We start from the raw sequence: 19,689 nt of genomic DNA, 5'->3' as shown, positions 1-19,689 counted from the left end.
TATGCTAAAATTGCAAATTTTATCACAAGGAAATATAATATGCTAAAAATTTCATCACTTTGTGAAGAAAGATTGGATGTTTTTTTATCAGATATACTTAAGCAAAGTCGTTCGCAAGTTGCTAAACTAATCAAAGAAAACTGCATATATATTAATGAAAAAATAGAAAATAAAAGTTCTAAAAAAATAAAACAAAAAGATGAAATAAGTATTTTTTTACCTTTAGTAAAAGAAGCCAAAGAAAGCTACACGCCTGAGTTTGATATAGAAATTTTATATGAAGATGATGATGTTTTGGTTTTAAACAAAGCTCCTAATGTTGTCGTGCATGGTGCAAGTAGTGTTAAAGAAGCGACTTTGGTGGATTGGCTTTTGCATAAGGGCTATGCTTTATCAAATTTAAATGGAGAGTATAGAGCAGGGCTTGTGCATAGACTTGATAAGGGCACAAGTGGAGCTATCATCATAGCTAAAAACAATCAAGCACATCAATTTTTAGCAAATCAGCTTTTGGATAAAAGTATGGGTAGATTTTATCTTGCTTTGAGTGAATTGCCTTTGAAAAATGATAAAATGAGTAATGAAAAAGCTATTATGCGTTGTCCTAGCAATAGGCTTAAAAAAATTACTACAAATACTAAAAATCCTTTAGCAAAAAATGCAAAAACAGATTTTATAAATTTATTAAGCGCTAAAAATTGCTCTTTGATAGCTGCTAAGTTATACACAGGAAGAACTCATCAAATCAGGGTGCATTTAGCAGATTTTAATCGATATATTTTAGGAGATCAATTATACGGATATAAAGGAAAAATAAAGTATAATAGAGTAATGCTTCATGCGTATTTGATTTATTTTATTCATCCTAGGACTAAAGAGTTGATGTTTGTAAAAGCTCCTATGTTTGATGATTTTTATCAAATTTTAAAAGAAAATTTTACACAAGGAGAGATAGATGAAAAAACTTCATTGGATTATCTTAAGTTCTGCTTTAGCTTTTAGTGCTTGTAGCGTAAGTTCACCGCAAATTGCTCAAGTAAATGATACTTTACCAAAAATATCAAGTATTAAAAGTATAAGTGATATTACAAGTATAGCGTTTGAATGGGAACCTTTGTATGATCAAAATATAGCAGGTTATTATATTTATAGAGCAAATGCAGCTGGTGCACCTATGGAGCTTATAGCAAAAATTAAAAATAAATTTCAAACTCATTATACTGATACAAATTTAGAGCCAAATACAAGGTATTATTATTCCATGAAAACCTTTAATGAACTTGGACAAGTTTCTCAAGATGGTGTAAGTATAGAAGCTTTTACAAATAGAGTGATTGATCCAGTGCCTTTTGTGCAAGCTATTGTGGGGTTGCCAAATCGTGTGAAAATAGTTTGGAGACCACATCCTGATGTAAGAGTAAATTCATACATCATTGAGCGCGCAAATATGAAAGATATGAAATTTAAAGAATTAGCTAGAATCAAAAATCGCTTAAGTGCTGAATATATAGATGATTCGCTAAAACCTGATGAAAGTTTTCAATATAGAATCATAGCTTTAACTTATGATGGTATTAAAAGCACTCCAAGTAAAATAGTAGAATCAACTACCAAAGCCCTTCCTCCTATGGTAAGTAATTTACAAGCAAGTAAAGACGCACCAAGAAAAATCATTTTAACTTGGGATAAAATTGATTATGCTGATTTTGCTTATTATAAAATTTATTCAAGTTCAACTACTTTTTTACCTTTTAGTGTGGTAGCTAAAACTTCTGAAAATACTTATGAAGATGTGGTTAAAGGTGTGGCTGAAAAAAGATATTATAAAGTTAGTATGGTCGATAAAGATGGCTTGGAAAGTCCTATAGCAAGTGAGCCTGTGGAAGGTATTACCCTAGGAGCACCATTAGCGCCAAGTATTGTTTTGTGTGCTGTTGAAGATGATGGTATTAGAGTAGAGTGGATTGATAATGATGATAGAGCTAAAGAATACATAGTTAAAAGAAGTGGTGGTGGAAGTAATGCTGTGTTTAAAGAGATTAAATCTAAACAATTAAAAGATATTACTGCAGCTCCTGGAAAAGTATATAGTTATGAAGTTATTGCAATTGATGCAAATGGCATAGAATCAAAAGCTTCTGATAAATTTACAGCAGTAAAATAATGCCAAATTTTAAGTGTAAAATTTTAAAAGAAATTCAACTTCCTTTTGAAAAAGATGGAGTTGAATTCTTATGGCTTGCTAAAGGTGAAAATGTTGATTTGCTTTTTACGCGTATAAACCAAGAAAAATTTTTTTTACAAATTAAAAAAGATGAAAAAAGTCAAGAATGGCTTATAAAGGGTGAAAAACATACTAAGCCTTCGCAAATTGGGTATTTGCAAAAGGCTTTACTTGTATTTAAAGAAAATTTTACTCAAGATGTAGCTTGTGAAGCTGTGGCGCTAAAACACACAAGGTTAATCCAAAAAACACCTTTAATTGCTAATGATTTAAAAGAAATTTTAGAACAAATAAAAAATAAAAAACAAATTTATATTGAAATAGGTTTTGGAAGCGGTAGACATTTGCTTTATCAAGCTAGGCAAAATCCTAATGTACTGATAATTGGTATAGAAATTTACACTCCTGCATTAGAACAAGTAGCTAAACTTGCTTTAAGTGAAAATTTAAACAATGTTTTATTAATAGAAACTGATGCAAGATTATTATTAAGCGTACTTGAATCTAATCTTGTAGATAAAATCTTTTTGCATTTTCCTGTTCCTTGGGATAAAAAGCCTCACCGTAGAGTTGTGGGGTTAAATTTTGTAAATGAATGTGCTAGGGTTTTAAAAGAAGATGGACAATTTGAACTTAGAACGGATAGTTTTTTGTATTTTGATTTTACTTTGGAGACTTTTTTAACTTTCTCACATTTAAAAGCTTTAATCAAAAAAAATGAAAATTTAGAAATTTCAAGTAAATATGAAGATCGTTGGAAAAGACAAAATAAAGATATATATGATTTAATCATTAGTGGTTTTAGCAAGAGTAAAAGCTTGAATAAAAATCAAAAATTTGCTATTGAGGATTTAAAATTAAATACAAAAGAATTAGCTTGTATAAAAAAGAATTTTAAAAATGAAGTTTTTAAAGGCGAAGATTTTTTCTTGCATTTTGAAAAAATGTATATTAAAGATGAAGAACTTGTTATTAAAATAGCTTTTGGTGCTTTTTATAAACCTGAACATGTTTATATAGTATTAAACTTACAAAAGATAGAATTTATCTTTGAGCAACCTTTTAAAACTAAAGAAAATTTAAAAGCTATAGAAAAATTAAGAGAAATATTGTATTCTTATATTAAATAATAATGATTTAAATAATTATCAAACAAATGATAAGGAAAAAGCAGTGATGATAGAAGCCAAAAAGCTTTGTCTTGGTTATGATGAGCTTGTTATAGAAAATGCTAGTTTTTCGCTAAAAGATAATGATTTTGTTTTTATCACAGGAAAAAGTGGTAGTGGAAAATCAACTTTGTTAAAATCTTTTTATGGGGATTTGGAGCCAATAAGTGGAAATTTAAAGGTTTGCAATAATGATTTAGTGGATATTTCTAATGCTGAACTTTTGCAGCTTAGGCAAAAAATAGGAATTATTTTTCAAGATTATCGTTTGGTTCAAGAATTTAGTGTAGAAAAAAATGTAATGTTACCTTTGATGATTAAAGGTTATAGTAAAAATGTATGTAAAGAACAAGCCGCAAAGCTTTTAAAGCATGTAAATTTAACTTTCAAAGCTGATAAAAAGCCAGCTCAACTTTCAGGTGGAGAGCAGCAACGCGTGGCCATGGCAAGAGCTCTAGCACATAATCCAAAATTACTCTTATGCGATGAGCCAACGGGAAATTTAGATGAGTATTCTTCAGATATTATATGGACTTTGTTAAAATCAGCCAGAGAAATACTTGGAACTTGCGTGGTAGTTGTTACACATAGAATTCCTACTAATTTAAGACTTGATTATCGTCGTTTTAATATAGAGAATGGGAGAATGAATGAAATCTTTTAAAAATCATCTTTCTTTAATATTTGCTTTAATGGTGATGATGTTTGCTTTTGAGTTTTTGATTATTACAAATAAAACTATTGAATATTATGAAAAACTTTTAAATAAAGACTATAATATCATTTTAGTAGGAAAAACTCACTTAGATAAAAAAAGCATAGAGGATCAAGTAAGTCATTTTCAGTCTTTAGAAATTTTAAATCCAAATGAAATGATAGATAGACTTAAAAATGATATATCAGCTAAAAACATAGAGGTTTTAAAGGCTACATTGCCAAAATTTTATACTTTAAAGCTTAATAAGCTTTTGTCAGAAGATGAGTTAAACATTTTAAAAGATAAACTTTTAAAAAATCCTAACATTACTAGAGTGGAGACTTTTGCAAAAACGCATACAAAAATTTATAAACTTTTAGTTTTAGTGAAATTTTTATTATGGTTTTTCTTGTTTATTATAATATTGCTTAGTTTTGTATTATTGCTTAAACAAATGAAAATTTGGCTTTTCGAGCATACTCAAAGAGTGGAAATCATGTGCTTGCTTGGTGCCCCATTTTGGTTTAGATCTTTTATGCTTTATAAGATAGTTTTTATTGATTGTTTTATAGCATTTTTATTGCTTGTATTATTTTTTACCCAAGTTTATGATCTTGAATCCATTAAACTAGCTTTACAAAGTGTAGATATTAGCTTACCTAAAATAAGTATTTTCACGCATTTATTTTTGATTTTTTTAGCAATGCTTTGTGTTTGTTTTGCTTGTGTGAATTTTGTGATGTTTAAGGTTAGAAAATGAAAAAATGCTTTTTGCTTTTTTTATTTTCCTTTTCTGTTTTATTTGCAAATGAAATTGCACAAAAGCAAAAAGACATTAAAGAAAATGAACGCATAGTAAAGCAATTATCTAAAAAATTAGAAGATTTAGCTAGTGAAATTTTAGATAATGAGAAAAATTTAAAAAAAATTGCTTCAGAAATTAGCACCTTAACTTCAAAAACTTCTAAACTTGAAGGATCTGTGAAAACTCAAATAAAAGCATTAGAACAGCTTAATGCACAAAATAAAGATCTTTTGCAAAATAAAAATAAGATCGAAGGAAAAATAATTGATTTAATTGCTAAAGATTTTGCTTATGATTTAGCAATCCCTAAAAATTATATTGAAAGTGAAGATAGTATTATTGCTTTGGAGTTAGTTGGGGTTTTGGATAAAATTTTCAAAGAAGAATTTTATCAAATTTCAAAAGATTATGAAGATGTGAGCAAAAAAATAGAAGAAAAGCAAAGACAAATTACTACAATTAATAATAATTTAAAAGTTTATAAAGATCAAATTGATGAGCTCAAAAACCTTAGAAAAAAACAAGAGCAAGAAATAGCTAAACAAAAAACTGATAAAGAAATTTATACTAGAAAACTTTCTAATTTGCAAGCCCAACAGCAAGAATTAAGAAAAACACTCAATAAATTAAAAATTATCAAAGAAAAAGAAGAAGAAAAATTAGCACAAAAAAAGGATGATCAAAAGCCAAATTCAAACATAAAACAAGTAGGTTCAAGCTATCAAACAAGCAGTGTTAAGCGATATAATGGTCCTAAGACAATAGCTCCTTTAGAATCTTATACGGTAAAGCAAAAATTTGGAAATTATATAGATCCTATTTATAATATTAAGATCTATAATGAAAATGTAGTTTTAAAAAGTGATAGTACTAATGCTGCGGTAAGAAATGTCTTAGATGGAAAAGTAGTTTTTGCAAAAGCAACTCCAACTTTAAAGCAAGTTGTGATTGTTGAAAATAAAGATGGTATACATACTATTTATGCACATTTAGATAAAATTGCCCCTGGGGTTAAAGTAGGTAGAAATATCAAAAAAGGTTATATTATAGGTAGGGTTGAAAGTGATTTAACTTTTGAAGTAACCCAAAAGAATTTTCATATCAATCCTTTGGAAATGATTAAATAAATTAGTTTTTTTTAATGCGAATTTTGATATAGTTTTAAATCAAAGGAGAAATTTAATGAACAATAAAAGAAAAAGAGTATTGGTTAAATTTTCTGGAGAAGCTTTGGCTGGAGAAAATGGATTTGGTATAGAAAATTCTATTTTAAAATATATAGCTTCTGAAATAAAAAGTTTGATTCATGAAAATGTTGAAGTAGGTATTGTAATAGGTGGTGGTAATATCATTAGAGGGGTATCTGCTGCAAGAGATGGACTTATAAAAAGAACAAGTGGCGATCATATGGGTATGCTTGCTACTGTAATTAATTCTATAGCTATGCAAGAAGCATTAGAAAGTGCTGGACTTGATGTGAGGGTTCAAAGTGCTATCCAAATGGAAGCATTTTGCGAAACATATATTATGAGAAGAGCACATAGACATTTAGAAAAAGGACGCATAGTTATTTTTGCTTGTGGTACTGGCAATCCTTATTTTACTACAGATACTGCTGCAACTTTAAGAGCGGTTGAAATTCAAGCAGATATGATCATTAAAGCAACTAAGGTAGATGGAATTTATAACAAAGATCCTAAAAAATTTGATGATGCTATTATGCTTAATGAGTTAAGCTATGAAAGAGCTTTACATGATAATATAAAAGTTATGGATGATACAGCAATAGCTCTAGCTAAAGATAATGCTTTACCTATTGTGGTATGTAATATGTTTAAAGAAGGAAATTTATTAAAAATTATCCAAGGCGATATGAGCTTATGCTCTATTGTTAAAAATCAAGATTAAAGGTAAAAAATGAGAGTAGAACAAATAGCTGCAAAGGCATTAAAAAAATTAAAAGATGATAGATACAAATTAGCTCTTGTAGTAGCTAAAAGAGCTGAAGAGCTTGCAAATGGCGCAGAACCTTTAGTAAATTTAGATAAAAATAAATATAAATATACTGATATTGCTTTATATGAAATAGCAGAAGATAAAATCGTATTAGAGGGATTTATTGAAGCTGGTAAATGATGAGTTATTGCTAGATAAACTTGTTGATGATGTAAAAAATTGCAAGGATTTACAAAGAGCAAAAGAAATTCTTTTTATGGTTTTTCCACAATCTGCTGTTTTGGAAAAAGCAGTGGAGTTTTGTATCCAAAAACACGAAGGACAATTTAGAAAGAGTGGAGAACCTTATGCGGTTCATCCTATATTAGTAGCTTCTTTTGTAGCTTTTTTGAGTCCTATACAATCTATGATTATAGCCGCATTGTTACATGATGTATTAGAAGATACAAATTGTAATGAAGAAGAGTTAAATGCAAATTTTGGCGAAGAAGTAACAAAATTAGTTCAAGGTTTAACTAAAATAGTTAGTATTAGAGAAGATCATCTTACTCATTCTAATTCCAATGAGAAACTTGCAAAATCTGCTCTGACTTTTAGAAATATGCTTTTAGCGGGTGTTGAAGATGTGAGTGTGCTTGTAATAAAGCTTTGTGATAGATTGCACAATATGCTTACCTTAAATTATTTACGAGAAGATAAGCAAAAAAGAATTAGCGAAGAAACCTTAGTGGTATATGCACCTATAGCTCATAGACTTGGAATTTCAAGTATAAAGAATTTACTTGAGGATTTAAGTTTTAAATTTTTGCTTCCTGATGAATATGCACAAATTGATAATTATATAAATGCAAAAGATCAACAAATTCAACTTGGATTTAATGAATTTATTTCAAAAATAGAAATGTTATTTTTGGAAAATGGGTTTAGACAAGGTAGTTTTGTTATACATAAAAGAATTAAACATAATTATTCTATTTATTTAAAGATGCAAAGAAAAGGTGTGGGGCTTGATGAAGTTTTAGACCTTTTGGGTGTAAGAATTTTGGTTGAAAAAGTTTATGATTGTTATTTGGCTTTGGGAATTTTACATACGCATTTTAATCCTTTGATTTCAAGATTTAAAGACTATATAGCCTTGCCAAAACAAAATGGTTATCAAACCTTACATACAACACTTTTTGATGCAAAAAATATCATAGAGGCTCAAATTCGTACCTTTGATATGCATAAAACTGCTGAATTTGGCGTTGCAGCACATTGGAAATATAAAGAAGGAAATATTGCAACACCAAATTTAGATTGGCTTGAAGATATTTCTATGCATGGTAAAGAAGAAGGAAATAATATACAAGATTGTGATGCTATTGAGCTTTATGAATATGCAAAGGATAGTTTATATATTGAGGATATAGCAGTATATTCTCCTAAAGGTGAAATTTTTACCTTACCGCGTGGAGCTACGGCTTTGGATTTTGCATATGAGGTTCATACTAAAGTAGGACTTCATGCAAAAACCGCCTTTGTAAATCGTATGAGAGTCCCGCTTTTAACTGTGCTTAAAAATGGAGATATAGTTAGTATTGAAACTTCAGAGGAAGAATTTTTTAGATGCTCTTGGATAGATAGTGTTAAAACAGGAAAAGCTAGAGCTAGTATAAGAGATTTTTGTAAGCAAAAGAAAAAAGAATTAAACAATAAAATTGCCATTAATCTTTTATCTACGGCATTTAATAAAGATTCTAAACTTATAGAAGAATGGCTTGAAAAAGAAAAATTTAATAAAAAGCTCAGACAAATTGCTTTAGATTTTAATTATTTTAAAGAGGTAATTATAGCTCTTAGAAAATATGTAGGACAAAATCAAGCAGCTAAATTTGAACAAAATGAACAAAAATTTGAAAGCATAGTGATTGGTTCTAATTATAAAATAACTACGATTAATTTTGATTATTGTTGTAGACCTAAAAGAGGAGATGAAATCATCGCTTTTAGACATTCAACTAGTGCTACAATACACCATAAACTTTGCGAACAAGCAATGAAGATGATAGAAGATAACAAAGAAATGGTTTTTGTTTCTTGGAATGATAGCTCGATAAAAAGTTACAAAATCATTGTTTCTATAGAAAATAAAAAAGGCTCTTTAGCGGATTTTCTAACTACTTTGGCTAAAATGCAGATTAATGTTTTAAGTATTAATTCAGCCGATTCAGAGCCTGTGGTGGCAAATTATTTTGAAGTGCAAGTTGAATTACCTAATAATATAGATGTTGAAAATGCAAAAGAAAGATTAAAAGCTAGGTATAAGATTTTAGATTTTACATCTTTAAATGATGCATATAATAATCACTAAAAAAGGTTTTATAATGAATATTGAAGAAATTATTAAAGAAATTAAAAGAGGAATAGCAGAAATTATTGATGAGGAAAGATTGATTTCTTTGGTAAAAAATTATTATGAAAAAGGCGAAAACTTTTTTGTAAAAGCTGGTTTTGATCCTACGGCCGCTGATTTGCATTTAGGTCATACTGTAGTTTTAAGCAAGATGGCTTTACTTCAAAAGCATGGAGCTATAGTGCAATTTTTAATAGGTGATTTTACTGCTCAAATAGGCGATCCAACAGGAAAAAGTGTCACAAGAAAAAAACTTGATAAAGAAGAAGTACTTAAAAATGCTAAAACTTATGAAGAGCAAGTTTTTAAGATTTTAGATCCAAGTAAAACTCAAATTCATTTTAATTCTAAATGGCTAAATGAGCTTGGTGCTGCTGGTATAGTAGAACTTACTTCGACTTTTAGTGTTGCTAGAATGCTTGAAAGAGATGATTTTACTAAGCGTTTTAAAGAGCAAAGTCCTATATCAATTTGTGAGTTTTTATATCCACTTTTACAAGGTTATGATAGCGTTGCATTAAAAAGTGATATAGAAATGGGTGGAACGGATCAAAAATTTAATCTTTTAATGGGTAGACAGCTTCAAAGAGTATATAATTGCCAAAAAGAGCAAGCGGTAATGATGATGCCATTGCTTGAAGGTCTTGATGGTGTAAATAAAATGAGTAAAAGCTTAGGAAATTATATCGGTGTAACAGAAAATGCTAAAGATATGTATGCTAAGGTTTTGAGTATAAGTGATGAGTTGATGTTTAGATATTATGAGCTTTTAAGTGAAAAAAGCTTAAATGAAATTTCGCAAATGAAAGATGATATTAAAAAAGGCTCATTACACCCTAAAAAAGCTAAGGAAAATTTAGCTTTAGAAATAACAGCTCGTTTTCACTCAAATGAATGTGCTTTAAAAGCTAAGGAGGAATTTGACAAAGTTCATAGTGCAAAAGAGCTTCCTAGTGATATGCCAAGTTTTACTTTAGAAGGTAGTATTTGGCTTGCAAAAGCTATAGTGGAATGTAAAATGGAAAGCTCTACTTCAGCTGCTAGAAGATTGATTAGTTCTAATGCAGTAAGTATTAATGGAGAAAAAGTTCAAAATGAACAATACCAACTAGAAAGTGGAGAATATATTATACAAGTTGGAAAAAGAAAATTTGCAAAATTAAAGGTAATATAATGAGTTTTAAAGCTTTAAAAATTGGAAAGCATGAGATAAAATATCCTATTTTTCAAGGTGGAATGGGGCTTGGTATAAGTTGGGATAAGCTTGCTTCTGCAGTTTCTTTAAATGGTGGTTTAGGGATTATTTCTTCAGTGGGAACTGGGTATTATGAAAATAGAACACATATAGATAAAGAACTTAATGCAAAACCTTATGGTAGTGATAATTTTTACTCAAAAGCAGGCTTAAAAGCTTTGATAGATAATGCTAGAAAGGTTTGCAAAGACGCACCTTTGGGCTGTAATATTTTATATGCAAGTAATAATTATGCGCAAATTGCTCGTAATGCTTGTGAGGTTGGTTTTAATGTGATAGTTTCAGGAGCAGGACTTCCTACAAATTTACCTGAATTTACACAAGATTATCCTAATGTTGCTTTGGTACCTATTGTATCATCAGCTAAGGCTTTAAAAATTATTTGTAAAAGATGGCAAGGTAGATACAATCGCTTACCTGATGCAGTTATAGTTGAAGGACCAAAAAGCGGCGGACATCAGGGTTTTACTTATGAGCAATGTTTAATGGATGAATATCAATTAGAAAATGTGGTGCCACAAGTTGCGCAAGAAATTAAAAATTGGGGCGACATACCACTGATTGCTGCAGGTGGAATTTGGGATAAGCAAGATATAGAAAAGATGATGTCTTTAGGAGCAAGTGGCGTTCAAATGGGAACTCGTTTTATAGGAACTTTTGAATGTGATGCGAGTGATGATTTTAAACAAGTATTACTTGATTGTAAAAAAGAAGATATTGAGCTTTTAAAATCCCCGGTTGGTTATCCTGCAAGAGGAGTAAGAACCAATCTTTTAAATTTAGTAGATAAAAGAATGGGGCCAAAAATTTCTTGTGTGAGCAACTGCGTTGCACCATGTGGTAGAGGTAAGGAAGCTACTAAAGTAGGTTATTGTATAGCGGATAGATTATACGATGCTTGGAGTGGCAAAAAAGAAACAGGTTTATTTTTTACAGGAGCTAATGGGTATAGATTAGATAAACTTATTAGTGTAGAAGAACTAATGAAAAAATTAGTTTATGGTGAAGATGCTTAGAATATTTTTTATTTTTTTATTATTTTATATTGGTGTTTTTGCTAATGTAGAGGTTAAAAAATTTGATCAAAACTTTTTAACCTCTAATGCAGAAGAAAAATTACAATTACATCAACAACTAAAATCTTTATATATACAAAGCGTAATTAATGATAATAATGAAGAAAAAAATGAGATTTTAAAAAGATTAATCATTAGTTCAAATTTTTTAGGTTTTGATGATAAAGCTTATGTGCAAGAGCTTAAAGAAAGCGGAGTAAATGAAGAAGAAATTTCGCGTTTAAAAAATGCTTTAAAAGTTATACAAGATCAAAAAATAAAAAAAGAGCTAGTAAAAAACGAAACTAATGCTACCGCTTTTACTAATAAAAAAGAAGATAAAAAAGAAGATAAAAAAGAAGATAAAAAAGAAGATAAAAAAGAAGATAAAAAAGAAGATAAAAAAGAAGATAAAAAAGAAGATAAAAAAGAAGATAAAAAAGAAGATAAAAAAACTTCGGTACAAAAAGAGCTTTTTATTCTTGATGTTAAAAAATTAGATAATGGTGTTTTGCTTGATTTGAGTGAAAAAATTAGCCAAAAAGATATAAAAAATTTTACTTTAAAAGGTGATAATTTTCGTTATGTTGCAGATTTTGATGGAATTTTAAAAGGGCCAAAGAGAAATTTTGAATTTAAAGATTTTGATATTATTGTATCACAATTTAATCCAACTAGCATGCGTTTAGTTTTGAGTTCTAAAAAAGAGTTAAAAGTAAAAATAGAGCTTAAAGATCAAAGTCTTTTTATGGGACTTGAAAAAATAGAAAAAAAAGAAGAACCTAAACCTATAGTTAAAAAACAAAGCGAGATTAAAAAAACAGAAGTTAAAAAAGAAGTTGTTGGAAATGAACCTTTATATATTTTAAAATCAAGTAAAGATAAAAGTGGTGTTAATTTAAAATTAAACAATGATATTGATATTGAAGATATTAAAATCAACTCTTTTAAAGATGGTAAAATGTATCGCTCTATTGTGAGTTTTGAAGCCATTCTAGAAGGCGATAGAAAAAAAATTGATATTAATAAAAATCAATCTATCACAATAGTGCAGTTTAATAAAACTACAGTAAGAATTGTTTTAAATTCTACTAGTGATTTTAAGACTAGTCTTGATTTGGATGATGATGAGCTATTTGTAGGATTTGAGAAAAAGATTAAAAAAACGCCAGTAAAAAATACTTCAAAAGCAGCAAAAGCTACTATCAAAAAATCAGGCAAAATTATAGTAATTGACCCAGGTCATGGAGGTAAGGATCCAGGAACTTTAGGAGATAAGGGTGTTAGAGAAAAGGATGTAGTTTTAAGTGTGGCTTTAAAACTTGGAAATGAGCTAAAAAAAAGAGGATATAAAATTTATTACACAAGAAGTACTGATAAATTTATAAACCTTAGAGATAGAACTTCCATGGCTAATGAGAAAATGGCAGATTTGTTTATTTCTATCCATGCAAATGCAGCACCAAATAAACAAAGAGCTAAGACTTTACAAGGAATTGAAACTTTCTTTTTATCTCCTGCAAGAAGCGAAAGAAGTAAAAAAGCTGCTGAAGCAGAAAATCAATCAGATTTTGAAGAAATGAATTATTTTTCCAAGCAAACATTTTTAAATTTTTTAAATCGTGAAAAAATAGTTGCTTCAAATAAATTAGCTATCGATGTGCAGAAAAAAATTTTGAGCAATGTAAGAAAAAAATATAAAGTTGTTGATGGCGGGGTTAGAGAGGCTCCGTTTTGGGTTTTAGTAGGAGCACAAATGCCAGCGATTTTGATTGAAACAGGTTATATTAGTCATCCTAGTGAAAGAAATAGATTGACAAATAAAAATTTCCAAGAATTATTAGCCATTGGTATTGCCAATGGAATTGAAAGTTATTTTTATAAGAATCAATGAAAAAAGCAAATATTATTATAAAAAATAATGCGCCTTTTTCTTTGGATTTTGATGATTATTATTTTAATTCTAGTGATGGTTTAAGTGAAAGCAAATTTATATATACAAATGCTTTTGACTTTGAAAACAAACAAACTATTGTAGCAGAACTTGGTTTTGGTATAGGCTTAAATTTCTTTCTTACATTAAAGCGTTTTTTAAAAGAAAAAAAACACAATCAAAGACTTTTTTATCTTAGCTTTGAAAATTTTTATATAGAAAAAGATAAATTAAGAGAAATTTATAAAAAACTTGGTTTTTATGAGGAATTTAAAGAAGTTTTAGAGCAATTTTTAAATTTTTATCCTCCATGTAAGGATGGAGTTTATAGGTTTTATTTTCAAGATTGTTTTTTAGATTTGGTGTTTGGTGATGCTAAAGAAAATCTACAAAATTTAGACTTTAAGGCAAATATTTGGTATTTAGATGGTTTTTCACCTTCTAAAAATCAAGATATGTTTGATGATAATATTATAAACAATGTTGCTAAAAACTCAAAAATAAATGCTAAGATTTTAACTTTTTCTTCTGCTAGTGTTTTAAAAAAGGCTTTAATTAACAACAATTTTCAAGTGCAAAAGATAAAAGGTTTTAGAAAAAGAGAAATGATACAAGCCATTTTTAATGGTTTAGAATTTGAAGATAAATTTGCATATTTTAATACCCCATCTTTAAAAAAAGAGATTCAAAAAATAGCTATTATCGGAGCAGGTATAGCCGGAGCAAGCATGGCTTATGAGCTTTCTTTAAGAAATGTTCAAGTAGATGTTTTTGAAAAAGAAAATTCATTAGGAAAAGGCGCTTCTGGAAATATCAATGGAATTTTAAGCTCTTTGATTTTAAAACCCGATGTTTTATTGGGTGAGTTTTCACAATATGCTTTTTTAGAAGCAAGTAGATTTTATAGACAAATTTTAAATTTAACTCCACAAGGGGTTTATGAATTTGCTCATAATGAGCTTATGCAAGAGCGTTTTGATAGTCAAAAAGATAATGTTTTATTTGAAATTATTAACAATCAAGCCTTTTTAAAAGATGGATTTTGTATAAAACCTCAAGAGCTTGTGAAGACACTTTTGCAAAAAAGCAAGGCTAGGGTATTTTTTGAGTATGAATTTAAAGATTATTCTTATAAAAATGAAAAGTTTTTTTTAAATTTTAATAATCAAAAAATTTTAAAAGATTATGATGTGTTAATCTATGCTCAAGGTGCTGATGTTAAGAATTTTTTAGAGTATAAATATATGAAATTAAGTAGTGTAAGAGGTCAATGTACTCATTTAAAACCATTTTTAAAAAACCCGCATGCCTTATCTTCTAAAGGATATATTTGTCCTATTAATGAGGAGCTTAATTTACAACTTATTGGCGCAAGTTATGATAGGCTTAATCAAGATACAACGCTTTTAAAAAATGATGATTTGCAAAATATTGAAAATGTAAAAGAGTTTTTACATGATGAAAATTTAGAGATAATGGGCGGTAAAGTAGGATTTAGATCATATTCTAGTGATAGATTTGCCATAGTAGGTCAAGCCTATGATGAAAATTTTTATATGCAAAATTATAAAGCACTTTTATGGCATAAAAATAAAAATCAAGTCATACCAAATGATTTTATTCCTTTGTATTTTTCTATTGCTCATGGATCTAGAGCTTTTGCTAGTGCTATTGTTTGTGCTAGAGTGATGAGCTCATTGATTTTTGATGAGCCAAGAATAAAAAAAGAATTTTTACATGCCTTACATCCTGCAAGATTCTTAATTAGAAAGCTTAAAAAAGGACTTATTTAATCCTTGATTTATTAATTTTATATATTGGTATATTAAAATTAATATTTTAAGGAGGGTATATGAAAAGAAAAATTTTGCCAAATAATAATCAAAAATTTTTCAATGACGGACAAATGATTATTTCCAAAACAGATACTACAGGAAAAATCATATATTGCAATAGAATCTTTATTTCTCTTTCGGGCTATAGTGAGGAAGAATTATTGGGAAAACCTCATAACATAGTGCGTCATCCGGATATGCCAAAAGTTGTTTTTGAATTACTTTGGGAAAGACTTAAGAGTAAAAAAGAGATTGTAGCTTATGTTAAGAATCTATCAAAAGATGGATCATTTTACTGGGTTTTGGCTTTTGTCAGTCCTTCGTTTGATTCCAAAGGAGAAGTTGTTGGGTATTATTCTATGCGTTTAAAACCCAAAAAAGAAGCAGTTGAAAAAATAGAAAAATTATACAAAGAGCTTTTGATTGAAGAGCAAAAAGGTGGAAAAGGTGCATCAAGGAAGAAACTTGATGATTATTTAAATACAAAAGGGATGAGTTATGAAGAATTGGTTTTATCAATATAATATCAATCAATCTGTAAATTATTTTGCTTTATTTTTATTTTGTTTGATGGCAATCTTGGAAATAGTAGAAAATAATATTTTTGGTTTTATTTTTTGTGTGATTGGAACTTTAGTGGTGTTATTTGGGCTTGCTAGTGCTTATTATAGAAATAAAGAAGTTTTAAGGATTACTCAAGTTTTAAATGAGCTTACAAAAGGAAATTTGGAAGCAAGAATTACTCATATAGCTGTTCCAAAATCTGGAGTAGGAAAATTAAGTTGGGTTGTGAATGATTTAGCTGATCAAATGGAGGCTTTTAACAGAGAAATTCTTAATGCTATTTTAGCTGTAAAAGAACAAAGATTTTATAGAAAAGCAAGATTAGAAGGCTTAATGGGTACTTTCGCATATAATGCTAAAATTATTAATGAAGCTACTTTAGAAATAGAAAAAACTCAAAATTTATCCATAAGAAGTATTGTCGTTGAAAATGTTTCTAAGGATATGTCAGATTCTTTGCAAAAAGAATTAGCTTTGATTAATGTGAAATTAAATGATAATGCAAGCACTATGCATGATATATATGAGCAGGCAAATGATATTTCTACTCATTCTTCAAAAAGTGCCAAAAATGCAGAATTAATTTCAGTCGATTTGCAAAATTTAGGTGAAAATATCACTCAAATTCATACTTTAATGGATACTTTTTCACAGCAAATTAATAATGTTTCTTCTTTTATATCTATTATAGAAGATATTACAGAGCAAACAAATCTTTTAGCATTAAATGCAGCTATTGAGGCAGCTCGTGCAGGAGAGCATGGTAGAGGTTTTGCGGTAGTTGCAGATGAGGTAAGACATTTAGCTGAAAAAACTCAAGAGGCCGCCAAAGAAATTTCTGTGATGATTAAAGTATCAATAGAGCAAATGAGTAATATTAAAAATATAACTAATGAAGCTTATAAAGTTGCTAAAAAATCTAACTCAAGTTTAGAAGAATTTCAAGAGGTGTTTACCGGTGTTGATGAAAAAGCTAAAATTTTATTAGATGAGATTTCTAAGACAAGTGTTGATACTAATAAAATATTGCTTTATTTAGAGTGTTGCTTAAAAACATATCTAGCTTGCTCTTGTGTGATTAATTCCAAAATAGAAGATATAGAAGATAAAAATTTAGCCAAATTTGATTCTACAAGTAATATTTATGTTTTAAATCAAAATTTAAATTCTTATATAGAAAAATTATTTGATTATATAAGAAACAATCAAATAGTCAAAGAGGAAAGAAAAATTTATGCACATATTAAGCAAATTCAAGATATAAATGAAAAAATGATAAGCGAAATAGAGCATAAAAAACATATTTAATAAGAGGTTAAATGAAAAAATACATTTTTTTAAGTTGTATATGTTTAAATGTGCTTGCTTCTAATTTAGAAGAAAGCTTAAGTGAGGGTGATGTTAATATAACTAAAGAACAAAAAACAAATGCAATTTCCAAACAAGTATTTTTTCAAAAACCGCAGGAGTATCAAGCTCAAAATGTTGATTTTGGTACTTTTGCTAGTAATTCTTTAGCACAGGTTTTAAATTTAAGCTCAAAGGATAAAACAGAAGCTAGTTTAGATTATAACGCTTTAAATGTAAATATTAAAAATATCAACTCAATTTTAGATTATGATAATGCTACTTTACTTTTAGAAAAACAAGCAAGAATAGGGCAGTTAGAGCAAGCTTATTCTTTGGGAATTATTAATCGTTATGAATTTGATGAAATCAATTTTGGTTTTAATTATTTTAACGATCAATATAAACAAGCTTATGCAAAAAATAGTTTTGGTGCTGAATTGCAATTTAGTCAATATTTTAAAGCATATGCTAATCATTATGATATAAAAGAAAATAATAGTGATGATAGTACAGAGTTTGGGGTTATATTTGATTTACCTTATTTAAATGTTTTAAATGTAAATTCTAACATGAAAGAAACACAAAATCAGTATAACATTACTTATTCTCCAATTTCTATTTTGGATTTATCACTTAATTATCAAGATGAAAAAACAAGTGCAAAAGATCAAACGGCAATGTGGGTTAAGTTTAGACTAAATTATGAACAAAGTTTAAGTAAGCAATTTTATAATAGCTTTTATCGTAAAAATAGTATAGCCGAGTTTAATCGCTATGATTTTGCTACTAGGACTTATTAATTGCTTATAAAACGAGTAATGTCGTTGTAAGTTACAAATACCATTAAGCTTAAAAGTAAAGCCATGCCAAAATAACTAAGATATTCAAAACATACTTTTGGTACTTCTTTTTTAAAAATTAATTCATAAAGATTAAAAAGTATATGTCCTCCATCTAGTGCTGGAATGGGAAGTAAATTTAATACTCCAAGATTGATGGAAATTAAAGCTGTGATTAAAAATAAAACTACTATACTAGTATTTGCTGCTTTGGAGGTTATATCCACCATAGTGATGATTCCACCCATATTTTTAGCATCTAATTCCCCACTGATGATTTTAGCAAGACCTTTAAAAATAAGCAAAGAAGCATCTATGCTTTCTTCATAAGCATATTTTAAACTGCTAATTCCTGAGTGATAAATAGTAACAAACTCACCCTTAGGTGCTATACCAATAAGAGGTTTTTGAACTTTTTGATAAAACTCATTATAGCCTTGGTCAATTTGCGGTGTTAAAGTGATATTGATAAATTTATTATCGCGTTCTATATCAAGCAGGGTTGGTTTTGCGTGAACAAGTTTGCCAATTTCTTCAAAACTTTGAATTTGAACCCCATCTATAGCTAGGATTTTATCACCAATTTGTAAATTTGCTTTTTGTGCAGCTGAGTTTGGCGCTATATCTCCAACAACAGGCACAAGTTTTTGAACTCCTAAAAAACCTATGGCTATATAAAGTAAAAATGCTAGAAAAAAGTTAAAAAATGGTCCTGCAAAAAGTATATAAATTCTAGCTAAAGGACTTAAAGTGTTATAGCTATTTGGCTCATAATTTTTTTCACTAGGATTTAAATCATCTTGTCCTTTAAGCTTAACATAACCACCAAATGGTAGGGCGGATAAGCGATATTCTGTATTTTTGTAAGTTTTTTTAAAAATAGCTTTTCCAAAACCTATGCTAAAAATTTCTACATCAACTCTCATATGTTTTGCAGCTAAAAAATGTCCTAATTCGTGAAAAAAAATTAAAAAAGATATCACTAAAAGTGTTATTAAAAAACTAAAAGAATAAAATTTAAAGCCAATAGCTAAGATAATAAATAAAAATAAATATGATTTCAATTTATACCTTTTTTTAAATGTTTTACATAAGCTAGTATGTATTCAAAAGCTGAATAAAGTGTAAGCACTAAAGCAATAAATAACAATGTATTGGCAAAAGGCCATTGCATGATTAAAAATATAATAGCTATCATTTGAAAGGTTGTTTTTATTTTGCCTGCAAAAGAAGCACTTACATCAAATTTTTCACTTACCATAACCACTCTAAAGCCGGTGATGAAAAATTCTCTTACTAAGATAATGTAAACCATCCATGGATCAGCTTTTTGCGTAAGTAATAACCCTAAAAATGCAGCTAGAATAAGCATTTTATCTGCTAAAGGATCTATAATAGCTCCAAGTTTAGTAGTTTGATTCCAAGTTCTTGCAATATAGCCATCGAAAAAATCAGTTAAAGCAGCTATGCTAAAAATAACGCAAGAAAAATAATTTACCCAACTAGGATGGATATTTTCAAAATCATTAATAAGTAAAAAAAACAAAAGTGGAGCTAATAATATCCTTATAAAAGCTAAGATATTGGGTAAATTCATACTTTTAAAATCCTT

18 protein-coding genes are annotated in these 19,689 nt (G+C 28.5%); 16 read left to right on the top strand and 2 right to left on the bottom strand.

The annotated features are described in order from the left end of the window. The first annotated feature begins 39 nt into the window (after positions 1-39). The 16 genes from L8Y18_RS01585 to L8Y18_RS01510 are packed head-to-tail and all read left to right on the top strand — an operon-like array spanning position 40 to position 18,038. Positions 40-1,002, top strand: coding sequence for an RluA family pseudouridine synthase (locus L8Y18_RS01585; protein WP_263676134.1), 963 nt, complete (start codon positions 40-42; stop codon positions 1,000-1,002). Further along, positions 956-2,164: a fibronectin type III domain-containing protein gene (locus L8Y18_RS01580; RefSeq protein WP_263676133.1), complete on the top strand. Its 1,209-nt coding sequence runs from the start codon at positions 956-958 to the stop codon at positions 2,162-2,164. The genes L8Y18_RS01585 and L8Y18_RS01580 overlap by 47 nt, the downstream gene beginning before the upstream one ends. Then, a complete protein-coding gene (trmB, locus tag L8Y18_RS01575) occupies positions 2,164-3,354 on the top strand; it encodes a tRNA (guanosine(46)-N7)-methyltransferase TrmB (RefSeq protein WP_263676132.1) in 1,191 nt (396 codons plus the stop codon). The genes L8Y18_RS01580 and trmB overlap by 1 nt, the downstream gene beginning before the upstream one ends. Before the next feature lie 46 nt (positions 3,355-3,400). Continuing rightward, a complete protein-coding gene (locus L8Y18_RS01570) occupies positions 3,401-4,057 on the top strand; it encodes a cell division ATP-binding protein FtsE (RefSeq protein WP_039625813.1) in 657 nt (218 codons plus the stop codon). Further along, positions 4,044-4,850: an ABC transporter permease gene (locus L8Y18_RS01565; RefSeq protein ID WP_133319253.1), complete on the top strand. Its 807-nt coding sequence runs from the start codon at positions 4,044-4,046 to the stop codon at positions 4,848-4,850. Before L8Y18_RS01570 ends, L8Y18_RS01565 begins: the two co-directional genes overlap by 14 nt. Then, a complete protein-coding gene (locus tag L8Y18_RS01560; protein WP_263676131.1) occupies positions 4,847-6,022 on the top strand; it encodes a murein hydrolase activator EnvC family protein in 1,176 nt (391 codons plus the stop codon). Before L8Y18_RS01565 ends, L8Y18_RS01560 begins: the two co-directional genes overlap by 4 nt. Before the next feature lie 55 nt (positions 6,023-6,077). Beyond that, complete coding sequence (pyrH, locus tag L8Y18_RS01555) at positions 6,078-6,803, top strand: UMP kinase (RefSeq protein WP_133319251.1); 726 nt, start codon at positions 6,078-6,080, stop codon at positions 6,801-6,803. Between the two features lie 9 nt (positions 6,804-6,812). Next, positions 6,813-7,031, top strand: coding sequence for a DNA-directed RNA polymerase subunit omega (locus L8Y18_RS01550; RefSeq protein WP_133319250.1), 219 nt, complete (start codon positions 6,813-6,815; stop codon positions 7,029-7,031). Continuing rightward, entirely contained in the window at positions 7,015-9,204 is a 2,190-nt protein-coding gene (locus L8Y18_RS01545; protein ID WP_133319249.1) for a RelA/SpoT family protein, read from the top strand. Before L8Y18_RS01550 ends, L8Y18_RS01545 begins: the two co-directional genes overlap by 17 nt. 13 nt (positions 9,205-9,217) lie before the next feature. Then, entirely contained in the window at positions 9,218-10,420 is a 1,203-nt protein-coding gene (gene tyrS, locus L8Y18_RS01540) for a tyrosine--tRNA ligase (protein WP_220566337.1), read from the top strand. After that, the gene (locus tag L8Y18_RS01535; RefSeq protein WP_263676130.1) at positions 10,420-11,517 is read left to right on the top strand and encodes a nitronate monooxygenase; all 1,098 of its coding nucleotides are present in this window, start codon (positions 10,420-10,422) and stop codon (positions 11,515-11,517) included. Before tyrS ends, L8Y18_RS01535 begins: the two co-directional genes overlap by 1 nt. Next, on the top strand, positions 11,510-13,450 hold the full coding sequence (locus tag L8Y18_RS01530) for an N-acetylmuramoyl-L-alanine amidase family protein (RefSeq protein WP_263676129.1): 1,941 nt from the start codon (positions 11,510-11,512) through the stop codon (positions 13,448-13,450). The genes L8Y18_RS01535 and L8Y18_RS01530 overlap by 8 nt, the downstream gene beginning before the upstream one ends. Beyond that, positions 13,447-15,282, top strand: coding sequence for a bifunctional tRNA (5-methylaminomethyl-2-thiouridine)(34)-methyltransferase MnmD/FAD-dependent 5-carboxymethylaminomethyl-2-thiouridine(34) oxidoreductase MnmC (mnmC, locus tag L8Y18_RS01525; protein ID WP_263676128.1), 1,836 nt, complete (start codon positions 13,447-13,449; stop codon positions 15,280-15,282). The genes L8Y18_RS01530 and mnmC overlap by 4 nt, the downstream gene beginning before the upstream one ends. Positions 15,283-15,341: 59 nt before the next feature. Beyond that, positions 15,342-15,848, top strand: coding sequence for a PAS domain-containing protein (locus L8Y18_RS01520; RefSeq protein WP_263676127.1), 507 nt, complete (start codon positions 15,342-15,344; stop codon positions 15,846-15,848). Continuing rightward, the gene (locus L8Y18_RS08665) at positions 15,823-17,196 is read left to right on the top strand and encodes a methyl-accepting chemotaxis protein (RefSeq protein WP_133319243.1); all 1,374 of its coding nucleotides are present in this window, start codon (positions 15,823-15,825) and stop codon (positions 17,194-17,196) included. Before L8Y18_RS01520 ends, L8Y18_RS08665 begins: the two co-directional genes overlap by 26 nt. Before the next feature lie 11 nt (positions 17,197-17,207). After that, positions 17,208-18,038 (top strand): hypothetical protein, encoded by an 831-nt coding sequence (locus L8Y18_RS01510; RefSeq protein WP_133319242.1) that lies wholly within the window; start codon positions 17,208-17,210, stop codon positions 18,036-18,038. Here L8Y18_RS01510 and rseP read toward each other — a convergent pair. Then, positions 18,035-19,141: an RIP metalloprotease RseP gene (gene rseP / locus L8Y18_RS01505; protein WP_263664881.1), complete on the bottom strand. Its 1,107-nt coding sequence runs from the start codon at positions 19,139-19,141 to the stop codon at positions 18,035-18,037. The two genes, L8Y18_RS01510 and rseP, sit on opposite strands and share 4 nt — an antisense overlap. Further along, the gene (gene pgsA / locus L8Y18_RS01500; protein WP_263664880.1) at positions 19,138-19,674 is read right to left on the bottom strand and encodes a CDP-diacylglycerol--glycerol-3-phosphate 3-phosphatidyltransferase; all 537 of its coding nucleotides are present in this window, start codon (positions 19,672-19,674) and stop codon (positions 19,138-19,140) included. Before pgsA ends, rseP begins: the two co-directional genes overlap by 4 nt. Positions 19,675-19,689 lie beyond the last annotated feature (15 nt).

Origin of the sequence: Campylobacter sp. CNRCH_2007_0968H, assembly GCF_025773245.1 — a bacterium.
Taxonomy (GTDB): Bacteria; Campylobacterota; Campylobacteria; order Campylobacterales; family Campylobacteraceae; genus Campylobacter_D; species Campylobacter_D lari_D.
Note: the sequence above shows the minus strand (reverse complement) of the source record. Positions and strands in the feature narration are given on the sequence as shown.

Bases quoted from the DNA above. Each gene is read 5' to 3' on its own strand.
- L8Y18_RS01570 (WP_039625813.1), top strand. From the start codon at position 3,401: ATGATAGAAGCCAAAAAGCTTTGTCTTGGTTATGATGAGCTTGTTATA.
- L8Y18_RS01535 (WP_263676130.1), top strand. From the start codon at position 10,420: ATGAGTTTTAAAGCTTTAAAAATTGGAAAGCATGAGATAAAATATCCT.
- mnmC (WP_263676128.1), top strand. From the start codon at position 13,447: ATGAAAAAAGCAAATATTATTATAAAAAATAATGCGCCTTTTTCTTTG.
- L8Y18_RS01585 (WP_263676134.1), top strand. From the start codon at position 40: ATGCTAAAAATTTCATCACTTTGTGAAGAAAGATTGGATGTTTTTTTA.
- L8Y18_RS01560 (WP_263676131.1), top strand. From the start codon at position 4,847: ATGAAAAAATGCTTTTTGCTTTTTTTATTTTCCTTTTCTGTTTTATTT.
- L8Y18_RS01550 (WP_133319250.1), top strand. From the start codon at position 6,813: ATGAGAGTAGAACAAATAGCTGCAAAGGCATTAAAAAAATTAAAAGAT.
- L8Y18_RS01580 (WP_263676133.1), top strand. From the start codon at position 956: ATGAAAAAACTTCATTGGATTATCTTAAGTTCTGCTTTAGCTTTTAGT.
- L8Y18_RS01510 (WP_133319242.1), top strand. From the start codon at position 17,208: ATGAAAAAATACATTTTTTTAAGTTGTATATGTTTAAATGTGCTTGCT.
- pgsA (WP_263664880.1), bottom strand. From the start codon at position 19,674: ATGAATTTACCCAATATCTTAGCTTTTATAAGGATATTATTAGCTCCA.
- L8Y18_RS08665 (WP_133319243.1), top strand. From the start codon at position 15,823: ATGAAGAATTGGTTTTATCAATATAATATCAATCAATCTGTAAATTAT.
- tyrS (WP_220566337.1), top strand. From the start codon at position 9,218: ATGAATATTGAAGAAATTATTAAAGAAATTAAAAGAGGAATAGCAGAA.
- L8Y18_RS01565 (WP_133319253.1), top strand. From the start codon at position 4,044: ATGAAATCTTTTAAAAATCATCTTTCTTTAATATTTGCTTTAATGGTG.
- L8Y18_RS01530 (WP_263676129.1), top strand. From the start codon at position 11,510: ATGCTTAGAATATTTTTTATTTTTTTATTATTTTATATTGGTGTTTTT.
- trmB (WP_263676132.1), top strand. From the start codon at position 2,164: ATGCCAAATTTTAAGTGTAAAATTTTAAAAGAAATTCAACTTCCTTTT.
- pyrH (WP_133319251.1), top strand. From the start codon at position 6,078: ATGAACAATAAAAGAAAAAGAGTATTGGTTAAATTTTCTGGAGAAGCT.
- L8Y18_RS01520 (WP_263676127.1), top strand. From the start codon at position 15,342: ATGAAAAGAAAAATTTTGCCAAATAATAATCAAAAATTTTTCAATGAC.